Here is a 13,835-nt window from a genome sequence, read left to right as displayed (position 1 = left end):
CGGTCTGCAGACACGCTGTCCGGCAGAACAGTCCGTCTGCGGTCATGATGGAGGTCCGGCCGGAACCTTGCGAACGACGAACAGACGGAAACGAGGTGTAGATCTGATGACGACTCGAGAAACTGGTAGTCGCGCCGATGCCGACCGAAAGACGTTGAACGCGATCGCCGCGAGTCTCGACGCGATGATCGGGAGCGGCGCGAGCCCCACGGACGCGGGCGTGTCGCGCACGACGTTGCGGAGAGACTTCGGCCTGGTGCACAAGTTCCTGACCGCATACGACATCGGACAACCCGGGCTTGTCGATGCGGACGAGTTCGATCGACTGGTCGCGCAGTACACGTAGGCAATCCACCGAGCGAACGGAGGAACGAGACGAATGACCACGGGTGACGAGAACCAGGTTCCGACCGACGACGACGTCCAGTCCGATCCGAGTGGACGCGACACGTGGGCCGAGGAAGGCGGTGCGACGACGCAGGGGCCTGCGACGGACGCAGACGCCGATTCCGGGGACGAACACGACTGATCGGACGGCGTCCGGGTCAGTTCACCGCTCGAGTCGGCGCAGCGCGGAGAGCGCCGCGTTGTGCCCGCCCATCCCGTGCACTCCGCCGCCCGGCGGTGTCGACGCCGAGCAGATGTAGACGCCGGGAATGCCCGTCGCGTAGGGATCGAGGGCGATCCGCGGACGCGAGAACATCTGCACCGGATCGTTGGCGCCCGACGCGATGTCCCCGCCCACGTAGTTCGGGTTGTACCGGGGCATCTCGGCGGCCGAACGGGAGAAGGTGCCGACGATCCGGTCCCGCACCCCGGGGGCGAAGCGCTCGAGCTGACTCACGATCGCCTCGGTGGCGTCCCCGGTGTAGCCGTGCGGGACGTGCGCGTACGCCCACACCGGATGCACGTCGCCCCCCGAGCGGGAGGGGTCGGCCAGGTACTGCTGGGCGACCAGGACGAACGGGCGCTCCGGCATCCGGCCGCGGTGCACGTCCCGTTCGGTCGCGGTGATCTCCTCGAGGGTGCCGCCCAGGTGCACGGTGCCTGCGCGGCGACAGGCATGGTCCCGCCACGGGACCCCGCCCTCCACCGCGAGATCGAGCTTGAACGCGGCCGGCCCGTACCGGTAGCGGCGGTACGCCCGCGCGATCCGGCCCGGCAGGCGGCTACCGGCCAGTTCGGCGACACCGGTGGGGGACAGATCGAGCATGGTGACGTCGGCGCGGGGCAGTTCGCCCAGCGAGCGGACGCGTCGACCGGTCTCGACCCGCCCACCGTGCGCCCGCAGCAGCGACGCCAGCGCGTCGGTGATCGCTCGGGACCCGCCCTTCGCGACCGGCCACCCGTAGCGGTGCCCGGCGCCGAGCATCAGCAGCCCGGCCGCCGCCGTCGTCGGGCGGGTGAGCGGGTAGTAGGCGTGCGCGGCCACCCCCGCGAAGAGCGCTCGGGCCTGGTCGGTGTGCCACCGCCGAGCCGCCAGCGTCCCGGGGGCGAGCGCACCGATCCCGAAGCCCGCCAGCGTGATCGGATGGCGAGGCAGGTGGACGATCGGGCGGAGTACCTCGGCGGCGATGTCGTCGAAGCGCTCGGCGATCGGTCCGAACAGTCGCGACCACGCCCGGCCGTCGGGACCCAGGCGGTCGGCCGTCTGTTCGAGGGAGCGAACGAACACACCCGCGACCGCGTCGTCGAGTGGGTGCGCCAGATCGATGTCCGGGTAGCGCCATTCGAGCCCATGCGCGGCGAGGTCGAGCGAGCGGAAGAACGGTGACGCCACCCCCATCGGGTGCACCGCGGAGCAGTCGTCGTGCAGCAGGCCGGGCGCGAGTCGCTCGGTGGTCCGGGTGCCGCCGCCGATGGTGTCGGCTGCCTCGTAGACGGTGACCCGCACCCCGCGCAGCGCGAGGGTCACCGCCGCGGCCAGTCCGTTGGGGCCGGCGCCGACGACGACCGCGTCGGTCATCGGACCGCCGCGCTCGCGCGCCGGAGCCACGTCGACGCGGACCCGGTGAAGAGCAGGGCCGTGCCGACGACGACCAGTCCGGCCTGCAACAGGGGCGCCCAGGTGAGGGTGTGCAGCGCGAGGTCGTCGGCGTCGGCCAGCACGGTCCACGACGTCACCGCCGCGACAACGGTGAGGGCGCCGACGACGGTGAGCCACACGCGGCCGCGACCGGACCGCAGCCGCACGATCCCGAGCACGGCGGCCAGGACGAGCAGTAGACCGGCGCCGCCGACCCCGAGGACGGTGAGCGCCGCGACGTCGTGAACCGTCGACCGATCGTTCCCGGGGTTGCGGGACGAGAGGCCCGAGGTGAGGGCCTCGACCGCGGCGTCGTAGTGGATGCCGAGGACACCGGCGACGGCCGCGAAGGCGGCGAAGGAGAGGGCCCACGCGGTCACCGCTGCCGTCAGGGTCCGCGGAGCGGTGCCCGGATCGTCCTCACGGCTGTGCAAGGGCGCAACGACCACGTCCGGACGGGGTGGTCGAGGTCGCAGCGGCGCGGTGGGGCCGGGCTGCTCGGGTTCGGCGGTGGACTCCACGTCGGAATCGTATCGAGCCCTGCGGGGAAGCGGGGGGATCGGAACGTTCGACGGCCCGGGAACAAACTCGCAACCCGGCCCGTTGAGCCTATCGAGAACCTGAGTGTAAGAGGCTCAACTTTGGAATTGACTTCGACCGGGGTCGGATGCAAACTTGAGTCGAATACGCTCACCTGAGGTTCATCGGATCAGCGTAGGAACGGAAACTGCAGCTCACGAAGCTGCGAACAGGAAAGTGAGGGATCACTATGGCTCGTGCGGTCGGAATCGACCTAGGGACCACCAACTCGGTCGTGTCTGTGCTCGAAGGCGGCGAAGCTGTAGTGGTCGCCAACGCCGAGGGCTCGCGCACCACCCCGTCCGTCGTGGCCTTCGCCAAGAACGGTGAAGTGCTCGTCGGTCAGCCCGCCAAGAACCAGGCGGTCACCAACGTCGACCGCACCATCCGCTCGGTCAAGCGCCACATCGGCACCGACTGGAACGTCGAGATCGACGACAAGAAGTACACGCCGCAGGAAATCAGCGCCCGCACGCTGATGAAGCTCAAGCGTGACGCCGAGGCGTACCTCGGTGAGGAGATCACCGACGCCGTCATCACCGTCCCCGCCTACTTCGAGGACGCGCAGCGCCAGGCCACCAAGGAGGCCGGACAGATCGCAGGCCTGAACGTCCTGCGCATCGTCAACGAGCCCACCGCGGCGGCGCTCGCGTACGGCCTCGACAAGGGCGAGAAGGAACAGACCATTCTGGTCTTCGACCTCGGTGGCGGCACCTTCGACGTGTCCCTGCTCGAGATCGGCGACGGCGTCGTCGAGGTCCGCGCGACCTCCGGTGACAACCACCTCGGTGGCGACGACTGGGACGAGCGCATCGTGTCGTGGCTCGTCGAGAAGTTCAAGGCGCAGAACGGCATCGACCTCACCAAGGACAAGATGGCCCTGCAGCGTCTGCGCGAGGCTGCGGAGAAGGCGAAGATCGAGCTGTCCAGCTCGCAGAGCACCTCCATCAACCTGCCGTACATCACCGTCGACGCGGACAAGAACCCGCTGTTCCTCGACGAGCAGCTCACCCGCAGCGAGTTCCAGAAGATCACCTCCGATCTGCTGGACCGCACCCGCGCGCCGTTCCAGGCCGTGGTCAAGGACTCGGGCATCGCCGTCAAGGACATCGACCACGTCGTGCTCGTCGGTGGCTCCACCCGTATGCCGGCCGTCTCCGACCTGGTTCGTGAGCTCACCGGTGGCCGCGAGCCCAACAAGGGCGTGAACCCGGACGAGGTCGTCGCCGTCGGCGCTGCCCTCCAGGCCGGCGTCCTCAAGGGCGAGGTCAAGGACGTCCTGCTGCTCGACGTCACCCCGCTGTCCCTCGGTATCGAGACCAAGGGTGGCGTGATGACCAAGCTCATCGAGCGCAACACCACGATCCCGACCAAGCGTTCCGAGACCTTCACCACGGCGGACGACAACCAGCCGTCGGTGCAGATCCAGGTGTTCCAGGGTGAGCGCGAGATCGCCTCGCACAACAAGCTCCTCGGATCGTTCGAGCTGTCCGGCATCCCGCCGGCCCCGCGCGGCGTGCCGCAGATCGAGGTCACCTTCGACATCGACGCCAACGGCATCGTGCACGTGACCGCGAAGGACAAGGGCACGGGCAAGGAGAACACGATCAAGATCCAGGACGGCTCCGGTCTGTCCAAGGACGAGATCGACCGCATGATCAAGGACGCCGAGGCGCACGCGGAGGAGGACAAGAACCGCCGCGAGGAGGCCGAGGTCCGCAACCAGGCCGATTCGCTGGTGCACCAGACCGAGAAGTTCGTCAAGGACAACGAGGACAAGGTGCCCGCCGACGTCAAGGAGAAGGTCGAGGCCGCGGTCACCGAGGTCAAGACCGCTCTCGCCGGCTCCGACATCGCCGCCGTCAAGGCTGCGGTGGAGAAGCTGTCCACCGAGTCGCAGGCCCTGGGCCAGGCGATCTACGACGCGCAGGCCGCTGACACGGCCGCGCCGGGCGACGGCTCCGGCTCCGCCGACGACGTCGTCGACGCCGAGGTCGTGGACGAGCCGACCGATCAGGACAAGAAGTGACGGCGGAGAACCCCGAGCGCGACCAGGTGACCGCTGACGATCAGGTCACGGACACCGCCGACGCCACCGCCCCGGCCGCCTCTTCGGAGGCGGCCGGGGCCGGCGCGACGGAGTCCGACGAGCTGAGCACCATCACCGCCGAACTCGAGAAGGCCAGCACCGAGCTGGGCTACGCGAAGGCGGAGATCGCCAACATCCGCCGCAACGCCCTCGCCCGGATCGATCGGGCCGTCGAGGACGAGCGGGTGTCGGTGGTGTCGAAGTTCCTCGACCTCGTCGACGATCTCGATCGCGCCCGGGCTCACGGCGACCTCGAGTCCGGCCCGCTGAAGGCGCTGTCGGACAAGCTCTCCGGAGTGCTCGACGGTCTCGGTCTGGCCGGGTTCGGCGAGGAGGGCGACGCCTTCTCCGCGGATCTGCACGAGGCAGTGCAGATGGAGGGCGACGGCGACAACCCCGTGCTCGCGGCAGTGCTGCGCAAGGGCTACCGCCTGGGCGACCGGGTGCTCCGCACCGCGATGGTCACCGTCACCGACGGCGAGCCTGCCGCCGATGCGGCAGCCGAGTAGATAGACAGACAACAGTGAAAGGAGGAGGCGCCCAGTGAGCCAACGGGAGTGGATCGAGAAGGACTTCTACAAGGAACTGGGCGTCTCCTCTGACGCGTCCGCCGACGACATCAAGAAGGCGTACCGGAAACTGGCCCGGGACCTGCATCCCGACGCCAACCCCGGCGACACCAAGGCGGAGGAGCGGTTCAAGGCGGTCAGCGAGGCCAACGCGGTTCTCTCCGACCCCGCCAAGAAGAAGGAATACGACGAGGCCCGCCGACTCTTCGCGAGCGGCGGCTTCGGCCCCGGCGCCGGATACTCCACCGGCGGTGGATTCGGTGGCGGCGGCTTCGACATCAACGACCTGTTCGGCGGCGGTGCCGCCGGCGGCGACGGCGGACTCGGCGACATCTTCGGTGGGCTGTTCAACCGCGGCGGCGGCCGGTCGACCACCGGCACGCGTCCGCGCCGCGGGAGTGACGTCGAGACCGAGACGACGCTCGAGTTCCGTGAGGCCGCACAGGGCGTGACCGTCCCGCTGCGCCTGACGAGTCCGTCGGCCTGCACCACCTGCCACGGCAGCGGCGCCAAGCCGGGAACCAGTCCGCGAGTGTGTCCGCGCTGCAACGGAACCGGCGTGGTGAGCCGCAACCAAGGCGCGTTCGGCTTCAGCGAGCCGTGCGACGACTGCCGGGGCACGGGGTCGATCATCGACGAACCGTGCACCGACTGCCACGGCAACGGCGTCACCAACCGGACCCGCACCATCACCGTCCGCGTCCCCTCCGGGGTGAGCGACGGCCAGAAGATTCGGCTCGCCGGCCAGGGCGAGGCCGGGCTGCGCGGTGCGCCTTCCGGCGACCTGTACGTGACCGTCCACGTCCGGCCCGACAAGGTCTTCGGACGCAACGGCGACGACCTCACGCTCGTGGTCCCGGTGAGCTACGGCGAACTGGTGCTCGGCACCACGCTGTCCGTCCCGACGCTGGACGGCCGTGTGGGCGTGAAGGTTCCGGCCGGTACTGCGGACGGACGAATTCTCAGGGTGCGCGGGCGCGGTGTGCCCAAGCGCGGCGGAGGCGCCGGGGATCTGCTCGTCACCGTGAAGGTGGCGGTGCCGCAGAAACTCGACGATTCCGCCACCGAAGCCCTCCAGGCGTACCTGGAAGCGGAGAAATCCAGCGGATTCGATCCGCGGGCAGGATGGGCCGGGGCCTGACGGGCTCCGACTCGATCGGACAGGTGAACCATCATGAGCGACAAGCAACGCAAGACGTCGGAGGCCCCACCGGACCCCGACGCGCGAGTGTTCGTCATCTCGGTGGCCGCCGAACTGGCCGGCATGCACGCGCAGACGCTGCGCAACTACGACCGGCTCGGCCTGGTCACCCCGCACCGCACCACCGGCGGCGGACGCCGGTACTCGCCGCGGGACGTGGCGCTGCTGCGTGAAGTGCAGCGCCTGTCCCAGGACGAGGGCGTCAACCTCGCCGGCATCAAGCGCATCATCGAGCTGACCAATCAGGTCGAGGCACTGCAGAGCCGCGTCGACGAGATGGCCGCGGAGATCGCGCGGATCCACGCGAGCTACCGGCGCGACCTGGTGCCCATTCCGCGCAGCAACGCGCTCGTCGTCTGGAAGCCGCGCAACCAGCGCTGACTCCGGCGATCGCTTCCCCGTAGTGGCCGACACGACTCGACGCCGCGCCCGAACTGACCTGCCGCACACGCAATCGCGTCCGCGGCGGGCCAGGACGGGCGCGGCGTCGTCGTATTGCTAGCCGCTTTCCCGCCCCGTGGGGCTTCCGGTTGACGTTACCTGTGTCACACCCATATGCTCGTATCAATCAAGTGCTTGGTGCACCAAGCAAGTGCTTGATGGAAATGCTCGGTCGGTGAAACAGTGCAGTTCGGCGCGTCGGGGCGTCCGGCTGCGCCACTACCGGATCTCCAGGTAGGGGCCTCGCGGTCGCCGGTCGGGCATTTTCTGTGTCCCACGACGCCAAGCGAGCGCTTGGTTCTGTACGTAGCGGGTGTTCTAGGAGGGCAGTCATGAAGAGTCGGCGTCCAGTTTTCGTCGCGGCAGTTGCCGCGTCGGTCTTGACGATTGCCGGGTGTGGAAGTGCGGATTCTGCTGAGGCCGGCGGCGCCGATCAGCCGTACCGCGTGCTCGTCACCGGCGGTATCAGTGCGCAGGGTGTGCTCAAAGCCAACGCGGACACGTCGATCCTGGCGACCAAGGCCGGCGTCGAGGTGCAGAACCAGGCCGGTGGCATCGGTGGCCGTCAGATCGAGCTGACCGTCGTCGACGACGCCGGTGACGCGACGATCGCGGTCACCAAGGTTCGCGAGGCGATCAACAAGCAGAAGCCCGACCTGGTCCTCAACTCCGGTCCGTCGTCCATCGGCGCGGCCGTCCTGCCGATCCTCAAGCAGAACAAGATCCTGTCGTTCAACGTTGCGCCGACGCAGGATTCGACGGATCCGTCGAAGTTCCCGCTCAACTTCGACCTCGCACCGGGCGCCGCCGACAACGCTCGCGGCATCGTCGGTCACGCGAAGGAGAAGGGCTACGACAGCATCGGCGTCATCCACGGCAGCACCGCCTACGGCGAGCTGTTCGGCAAGGAGATGACGAGCGCCCTCGAGAAGGCGGGTCTGAAGCAGGCCGGCAACGAGGAGTACGAGGCCACCGCCCTCGACATGACCGCGCAGCTCCAGTCGCTCAAGAACGCCGGCGCCCAGGCGCTCGCGCTCGACGCGTACGGCGCGCCGCTCGGCTATGTCCTGCAGAGCATGCAGCGTCTGGGCTGGGACGTGCCGCTGATCGGTAACACCTCGGTGGCCAGCACGAGCCTCGTCGCGAACGAGCCGCCGAACGGTGTCCTTGGTACGCCCGAGGTGAAGAACCTTGTCGCGCAGGTCTTCACGAGCACCGTCTACGACCCGAACAACGCGGCCGTGAACCAGATGGTCGACACGATGGCCTCGCTCGGCACCATCCCGTCGACACTGATCATCGCCGACAACTACGACGCGTTCCCGCTCGTCGCCGCGGCCGCCGAGAAGGCCGGCACCACCACCGACGCGGAGAAGCTGGCCGAGGCGCTCGAGACCGAAGAGGTCCAGCAGAACGCCGAGACCGCGTTCCTGTCGCGCTACAACTTCACCGCCGACAACCACGGCCCCAACCCGGCCCAGGACGAGATGAAGTTCATCGCGCCCACCAAGGTCGTCAACGGACAGTTCGGAAACCCGGCGGCATGAGCTCGCTGATCAACGCTCGCTACACGACGCGAAGGAGGTTCTCGCAGTGACGATTCTGTGGTCGGGGCTCGCCCTCGGCGCTGTGTACGTGCTCGTCGCCATCGGGTACAACATCGTGTTCGTCTCGTCGAACACCTTCAACTTCGCGCAGGCGCAGTTGATGATGGTCGGAACGTTCGTCGCCTACACGGGTCTGGTGACCCTGAAGCTTCCCGTGCTGGTGGTGGCCGTGATGGCCACCGTGACAGTAATGATCCTCGCGGCCGTCGAGGAGGTGGTCGCGATCAGACCGGTCGCCGACCACCAGAACCAACTGGTGACGACATTGGGCGCGGCGACGCTGCTCAACGGTGCCACGCAGTTGATCTGGGGCAGTGAGCCGCTCACGGTGCCGTTCTTCGGCTCCAACGACCCGATCACCCTTCTCGGTGGACGTACCTACCCGGTCGAGATCGCGCTGCTGGTGCTGTCGATCGTGCTCGTGATCGCGCTGGGCCAGCTCAGCAAGCGGACCATGACCGGCCTGGCACTGATGGGCGTCTCGGAGGACCGCGAGGCCGCGATGCTTCGCGGTGTGAACGTGCGCCGGATCGCGATGGGCGCGTTCGCCTTCTCCGGTGCGCTCGCCGGCGTCCTCGGACTGTTCGTCGGCCCCAAGACGTTCGCGGTCGCGACGCTCGGTGCCGCGCTGGCCCTCAAGGGCTTCGTGGCGCTCGCCATCGGTGGCTTCGGTTCGCTGCCGGGCGCCCTCATCGGCGGTCTGACCGTCGGTCTCGTCGAGTCGTTCACCGCGCTGTGGTTCGGAAGCCAATACAGCAACATCGCGGTGTTCACGGTGCTGATCGTCATCCTGATGGTCAAGCCTGCCGGATTGTTCGGCACGGTGAAAGAACGGGTGGTGTAGCCATGCAGATCTGGCGGACTCTCCGCGCGATCCCCAGCTGGATCTTCGCGCTCGCCTTCGGTGCCGTGGTCTTCCTCGCGCCGATGCTCGGACTGGACGCGACCAATACGCGTCAGCTCCAGCTCGCGTGCATCCTGGCGCTGGTCGTCAGCGGCCTGAACCTCAGCCTCGGCTACGCAGGTGAACTCGCGCTGGGCCAGGCCGCGATGTACGCGGCCGGCGCCTACACGGCCGGGCTGATGTCGCAGGCCGGGCACACCGAGATCCTGCTGCAACTGGTGGCCGCGGGTGCGGTCGCGCTCGTGGTCGGCATCCTCACCGGCATTCCCGGTCTGCGACTGGGCAGCTGGTCGCTGGCGATGACGTCGTTCTTCCTGATCCTCCTGGTGCCCGACATCCTCGCGATCTTCGGCGGCAACACCGGCGGCCGTAACGGCCTGTCCGGCATGGAGCCTCCGACGCTGTTCGGTGAGGACATCGACAAGGACTTCTACTACGTCGTCGTCGGTGTGACGATCCTGTGGTTCGTGGTGATGCGCAACCTGGTGGTCTCGCGTCACGGCATCGCGTTCCGCACGCTCAAGCAGTCGCCGGTTCTCGCGCAGTCCCAAGGCGTGTCGGTGTACCGGATGAAGCTGCTGGGCTATGCGATCGGCGCGCTGCCGGCCGGTCTGGCCGGTGCACTGTTCGCGAACACCGACCTGTTCATCTCCCCGGAGGCGTTCGGTTTCACGTTCGCGACCGCCGTGCTGGCGGCGTCGATCCTCGGTGGGTCGGCGAGCGTCTACGGTGCGGTGATCGGTGCGGCCATCATGCAGTTCGGCCCCAACCAGTCCACCGCGTTCCAGGAGTACTCGCTGCTGTTCTACGGCGGCTTCCTGATCCTCGGCGGTGTGCTGCTCTCCGGTGGCCTCACCAAGGTGTTCCGCAATCTGGCCACCAGGCTGGACCGGAAGGCCGGCATCGGGGCGATGGAGCGGCCCGAACCGCGGGATCCGAACGAGGTGCCCGTCGTGGCGCCGATCGCCGGCTCCACCCTCGTGGTCGACGGGATCTCCAAGGCGTTCGGTGGCAACCAGGCGCTGAAGTCGGCGACACTGCGCGCCGAGCCGGGCCAGGTGACCGCGCTGATCGGACCCAACGGTTCCGGCAAGACGACGATGCTGAACATGATCTGCGGCTTCTACACCGCGGACGCGGGACGAATCGTCATCGGCGACACCGAGGTCCAGAAGTTCTCGTCGCACCGGGTGGCACGTGAGGGCGTGGCCCGCACGTTCCAGACCCCGAACATCCCCGAGAACGTCACCGTGCTCGAAGCCGTCGCGTCGGGCCGGTACATGACCAACCGCGCGTCGATGATCTCGGCGATCCTGCGGCTGCCGAGCTTCCGCAAGGTCGCCAAGGCGGACATCGTCGAGGCCGAGCGGGTTCTCGAACTCGTCGGCATGTCGCACCTGCGCAACGAGGTCGCGACCTCGCTGCCACTGGGCATGCGGCGCATGCTCGAGGTGGCCCGCGCGGTGATCGCCGAGCCGCGCGTGCTGCTGCTCGACGAGATCGCGTCCGGCATGGACGAGGACGAGCTGGTGCGGCTGTCGGTGCTGATCCAGGCACTGCGCGACGCCGGGGCCACCGTGCTGCTGGTGGAGCACAACTTCCGTCTGGTCCTCTCGCTCGCCGACACGATCGTCGTGCTGGCGCAGGGACAGGTCATCGCGTCCGGTCCGCCCGCGGAGATCGAACATCACCCGCGGGTGCTGAGCGAGTACCTCGGTGTCGATCCCGACAGCGGAACGGCCGCCGAGCTGGAGAAGGTGGAGTGATGAAACCGGTTCTGAGCGTTCGGAATCTGCAGTCCGGTTACGGTGACCTGCGGGTGGTGTGGGACGTCTCGTTCGACGTCTACCCGGGACAGGTCACGGCACTGCTCGGCCGCAACGGTGCCGGCAAGACCAGCACGCTGCGCGCCGTCTCGGGCCTGAACAAGGTGCACGGCGGCACCATCGAGATGGACGGCCAGGACATCTCCGGTGTCGCGGCGCACCAGCGGGTGCGCCGCGGGATGGCGTACGTGCAGGAGGGCAAGCGGGTCTTCCACAAGCAGACCATCGAGCAGAACCTGCTGCTCGGCGGCTACACCCGGAAGATGCGGCGCGGTGCACTCAAGCCCGACGTCGAGCGCATCTACGAGATGTTCCCGATCCTCGGGGAGAAGCGGAACCTGCTGGCGGGCTCGATGTCCGGTGGTCAGCAGCAGATGCTCGCGATCGGTGCGGCACTGATGTCGAACCCGACGCTGCTGCTCCTCGACGAGCCGTCCGGCGGTCTCGCGCCGGTCATCGTCAACGAGGTGATGGAGCGGGTGCAGCTGCTCAAGGAGACCGGTCTGGCCGTGCTCCTCGTCGAGCAGGCGGTCGAGGCGGCGATGAGCGTCGCCGACCACGTCACCGTCCTCGACATCGGCAAGGTCGTCATGGATTCGCCGGCGTCGGAGATCGACGACATCGCGGTCCTCAAGGACGCGTACTTCGGGCGCGTCTGACACACACCGTCGAACGGGAGTTCACGGCACGCTTCGCTCGCGAAACCGTGCCGCGGGCTCCCGTTCGGTGTTTCACGGTCAGGAACAGGAGAGGGACACATGAGGATCGGACTGGACGTCTTCGGCGCCGAGCGGTTCTACGACGGCGACCACCGCGGGCTGCTGGACCTGGCGGCCGAGGCCGACCGCCGCGGCGTCGACCTGATCACGACGTCGGATCATCTCGGCTTCTCGCGCGAGGCGCACACCGAGCGGGTGCGGGGCAACGGGTTCCCGTTCGAGTTGGAACATCCGTGGCTCGAGCCGATGTCACTGCTGTCCGCGGTGGCCGCGGTGACCGAGCGGGTGGACCTCGGCGTGTACGTGCTGGTTGCTCCGCTGCGCCCGGCGCTGCTGCTGGCGAAGCAGATCGCGACACTGGACGTGCTGTCGCGCGGCCGCACCCGGATCGGGGTGGGCGTGGGCTGGCAGGAGGCCGAGTACGCGGCGGCGGGCATCCCGTTCGAGCGTCGGTTCGGCCGGCTCGAGGAGACGGTGGCCGCGTGCCGCGAACTGTGGGATGCGCCGCCGGCGTCGTTCACCGGAACCGGATTCGCGTTCGACGACTTCCACAGCCTGCCGCGGCCCGTGCAGGCCCGGGTCCCGATCATCTTCGGGATGGCGCCGTCCGAGCGGAACTTCGAACGGATCGCGCGCGTCGGCGACGGCTGGACCGCCGCCCCCGCGGACATGGGCAGACTCACGGAGAGCATCACGCTGTTGCGCACCTGCTTCGAGGAGCAGGGCCGCGACCCGGCGGAGGCCGAGGTGCAGATCATGCTGCCGGCAGTCGACGATTTCGACGCGATGACGGCGGCGGCGCGCGAAGCCCGGGACCTCGGCGTCGACACCGTTCTGGTGCGGCCGTCGGCGCTGGACATCGGGCCCGGCGACCTCGACGAATTCCTGACCTGGCTGGCGGGACTCGACGGACGCCGGGCCTGACGGTTCAGCCGCGCGCGGCGTCGTCCGCGAAGCGTCGGACGGCGTCGAGGCGCTCCTGCGGGTCCGACGGGTCGACGTCGTACAGCCGCCACGGCGTCACCCGGCAGCGGGTGACGCCGATGTCCGCGAGGGCCCGATAGCCGTCGATGTCGGAGACGTCGGTGGGGGAGACGTCGATCTCGAACGGCTCGTTCTCGCGGCCGTGCTCGGCGCGCAGTTCGGTCAGGCGCGCGATCGCGTCCTTCAACTGGGCGGTGTCGGTGTTGACCGAGATCCAGCCGTCGGCATAGCGGGCGGCGCGACGCAGTCCGGCATCGCTGTGGCCGCCGCCGTACACGGGGACGGGCCGGTCCGGGGTGGGGCTGATCATCAACCGGTCGAAGTCGTAGTGCTTGCCGTGGAACTCGACCCACTCGGGTCCGTTGCCGGCGCAGACGGCCCGGAGGATCTGGATGGCCTCGTCGGTCCGGGCACCGCGGGTACGCATCTCGGTGCCGGTGAAGCGGAACTCCTCGGGAATCCACGACAGTCCGACGCCGACGGCGATCCGATTGCCCGACATCACCGCCATCGTCGACACCTGCTTGGCGGTGAGCAGCGGATCACGCAGCGGCAGTTTCAACACGTTGGTGTAGAAGCCGATTCGCTCGGTGACGGCGGCCATCGCGGTCATCGCGATGAACGGGTCCGGCATCGGGGTCTCGGGAGACCACATGCGTTTGCCGTCGGGGGAGTACGGATAGTCGGCCGAGACGTGTTCGGGGTAGAACACCGAGTCCGGCATGGCGATCGCGTCGTAACCGCACTCGTCGGCCACTCGCGCCAGTTCCATCAGCTCTGGGGTCGCGATCATCGCGCCCGGCAATGCCCACTTCATCACTCGAACGTAGGGCACGAATCGGTGTGTGGGCGTGGCAATCCCGGTAGCAGAGACTGCCGCGCCCGACGAT

General features: G+C 68.4%; 14 protein-coding genes. 11 read left to right on the top strand and 3 right to left on the bottom strand.

Features of this window, described 5'->3' with window-relative positions; all coding sequences use genetic code 11:
* Positions 1 to 106 precede the first annotated feature (106 nt).
* Both ABEU20_RS22340 and ABEU20_RS22335 read left to right on the top strand, forming a co-directional pair.
* On the top strand, positions 107 to 346 hold the full coding sequence (locus tag ABEU20_RS22340) for a hypothetical protein (RefSeq protein WP_420166554.1): 240 nt from the start codon (positions 107 to 109) through the stop codon (positions 344 to 346).
* Positions 347 to 379: 33 nt separating this feature from the next.
* The gene (locus ABEU20_RS22335; RefSeq protein ID WP_420166553.1) at positions 380 to 529 is read left to right on the top strand and encodes a hypothetical protein; all 150 of its coding nucleotides are present in this window, start codon (positions 380 to 382) and stop codon (positions 527 to 529) included.
* Positions 530 to 550: 21 nt separating this feature from the next.
* Here the strand turns inward: ABEU20_RS22335 and ABEU20_RS22330 are convergent, their stop codons facing one another.
* Complete coding sequence (locus tag ABEU20_RS22330) at positions 551 to 1,966, bottom strand: phytoene desaturase family protein (RefSeq protein ID WP_420166552.1); 1,416 nt, start codon at positions 1,964 to 1,966, stop codon at positions 551 to 553.
* Positions 1,963 to 2,547, bottom strand: a complete 585-nt coding sequence (locus ABEU20_RS22325; RefSeq protein ID WP_420166551.1) for a hypothetical protein — start codon at positions 2,545 to 2,547, stop codon at positions 1,963 to 1,965. Before ABEU20_RS22325 ends, ABEU20_RS22330 begins: the two co-directional genes overlap by 4 nt.
* A 248-nt stretch (positions 2,548 to 2,795) precedes the next feature.
* Here ABEU20_RS22325 and dnaK point away from each other — a divergent pair, with 248 nt between their 5' ends.
* From dnaK to ABEU20_RS22280, 9 genes are all read left to right on the top strand, one after another.
* Entirely contained in the window at positions 2,796 to 4,634 is a 1,839-nt protein-coding gene (dnaK, locus tag ABEU20_RS22320) for a molecular chaperone DnaK (protein ID WP_420166550.1), read from the top strand.
* Positions 4,631 to 5,203, top strand: coding sequence for a nucleotide exchange factor GrpE (gene grpE / locus ABEU20_RS22315; protein ID WP_420166549.1), 573 nt, complete (start codon positions 4,631 to 4,633; stop codon positions 5,201 to 5,203). Before dnaK ends, grpE begins: the two co-directional genes overlap by 4 nt.
* A 34-nt stretch (positions 5,204 to 5,237) precedes the next feature.
* Positions 5,238 to 6,404, top strand: coding sequence for a molecular chaperone DnaJ (gene dnaJ, locus ABEU20_RS22310; RefSeq protein ID WP_420166548.1), 1,167 nt, complete (start codon positions 5,238 to 5,240; stop codon positions 6,402 to 6,404).
* A 33-nt stretch (positions 6,405 to 6,437) separates the two neighbouring features.
* Positions 6,438 to 6,845: a heat shock protein transcriptional repressor HspR gene (locus tag ABEU20_RS22305; protein ID WP_420166547.1), complete on the top strand. Its 408-nt coding sequence runs from the start codon at positions 6,438 to 6,440 to the stop codon at positions 6,843 to 6,845.
* 392 nt (positions 6,846 to 7,237) lie between these two features.
* Positions 7,238 to 8,452 (top strand): ABC transporter substrate-binding protein, encoded by a 1,215-nt coding sequence (locus tag ABEU20_RS22300; protein WP_420166546.1) that lies wholly within the window; start codon positions 7,238 to 7,240, stop codon positions 8,450 to 8,452.
* A 46-nt stretch (positions 8,453 to 8,498) separates the two neighbouring features.
* A complete protein-coding gene (locus ABEU20_RS22295; protein ID WP_420166545.1) occupies positions 8,499 to 9,356 on the top strand; it encodes a branched-chain amino acid ABC transporter permease in 858 nt (285 codons plus the stop codon).
* A 2-nt stretch (positions 9,357 to 9,358) separates the two neighbouring features.
* Positions 9,359 to 11,182 (top strand): branched-chain amino acid ABC transporter ATP-binding protein/permease, encoded by a 1,824-nt coding sequence (locus tag ABEU20_RS22290; RefSeq protein WP_420166544.1) that lies wholly within the window; start codon positions 9,359 to 9,361, stop codon positions 11,180 to 11,182.
* A complete protein-coding gene (locus ABEU20_RS22285) occupies positions 11,182 to 11,901 on the top strand; it encodes an ABC transporter ATP-binding protein (protein WP_069855657.1) in 720 nt (239 codons plus the stop codon). Before ABEU20_RS22290 ends, ABEU20_RS22285 begins: the two co-directional genes overlap by 1 nt.
* 99 nt (positions 11,902 to 12,000) lie before the next feature.
* Positions 12,001 to 12,885 (top strand): TIGR03619 family F420-dependent LLM class oxidoreductase, encoded by an 885-nt coding sequence (locus ABEU20_RS22280; RefSeq protein ID WP_420166543.1) that lies wholly within the window; start codon positions 12,001 to 12,003, stop codon positions 12,883 to 12,885.
* Between the two features lie 4 nt (positions 12,886 to 12,889).
* Here ABEU20_RS22280 and ABEU20_RS22275 read toward each other — a convergent pair whose 3' ends face one another.
* Complete coding sequence (locus tag ABEU20_RS22275) at positions 12,890 to 13,762, bottom strand: TIGR03619 family F420-dependent LLM class oxidoreductase (protein ID WP_420166542.1); 873 nt, start codon at positions 13,760 to 13,762, stop codon at positions 12,890 to 12,892.
* Positions 13,763 to 13,835: the final 73 nt, after the last annotated feature.

This window comes from Rhodococcus parequi, from assembly GCF_046042785.1.
Classification (GTDB): domain Bacteria; phylum Actinomycetota; class Actinomycetes; order Mycobacteriales; family Mycobacteriaceae; genus Prescottella; species Prescottella parequi.
This window is presented reverse-complemented; position numbering and strand designations above follow the sequence as displayed.

What these genes read in the sequence shown, in the direction of transcription:
- ABEU20_RS22305 (WP_420166547.1), top strand. Translation starts at nt 6,438, where the DNA reads ATGAGCGACAAGCAACGCAAGACGTCGGAGGCCCCACCGGACCCCGAC.
- ABEU20_RS22300 (WP_420166546.1), top strand. Translation starts at nt 7,238, where the DNA reads ATGAAGAGTCGGCGTCCAGTTTTCGTCGCGGCAGTTGCCGCGTCGGTC.
- dnaK (WP_420166550.1), top strand. Translation starts at nt 2,796, where the DNA reads ATGGCTCGTGCGGTCGGAATCGACCTAGGGACCACCAACTCGGTCGTG.
- ABEU20_RS22285 (WP_069855657.1), top strand. Translation starts at nt 11,182, where the DNA reads ATGAAACCGGTTCTGAGCGTTCGGAATCTGCAGTCCGGTTACGGTGAC.
- ABEU20_RS22290 (WP_420166544.1), top strand. Translation starts at nt 9,359, where the DNA reads ATGCAGATCTGGCGGACTCTCCGCGCGATCCCCAGCTGGATCTTCGCG.
- ABEU20_RS22330 (WP_420166552.1), bottom strand. Translation starts at nt 1,966, where the DNA reads ATGACCGACGCGGTCGTCGTCGGCGCCGGCCCCAACGGACTGGCCGCG.
- ABEU20_RS22335 (WP_420166553.1), top strand. Translation starts at nt 380, where the DNA reads ATGACCACGGGTGACGAGAACCAGGTTCCGACCGACGACGACGTCCAG.
- ABEU20_RS22280 (WP_420166543.1), top strand. Translation starts at nt 12,001, where the DNA reads ATGAGGATCGGACTGGACGTCTTCGGCGCCGAGCGGTTCTACGACGGC.
- ABEU20_RS22275 (WP_420166542.1), bottom strand. Translation starts at nt 13,762, where the DNA reads ATGAAGTGGGCATTGCCGGGCGCGATGATCGCGACCCCAGAGCTGATG.
- ABEU20_RS22340 (WP_420166554.1), top strand. Translation starts at nt 107, where the DNA reads ATGACGACTCGAGAAACTGGTAGTCGCGCCGATGCCGACCGAAAGACG.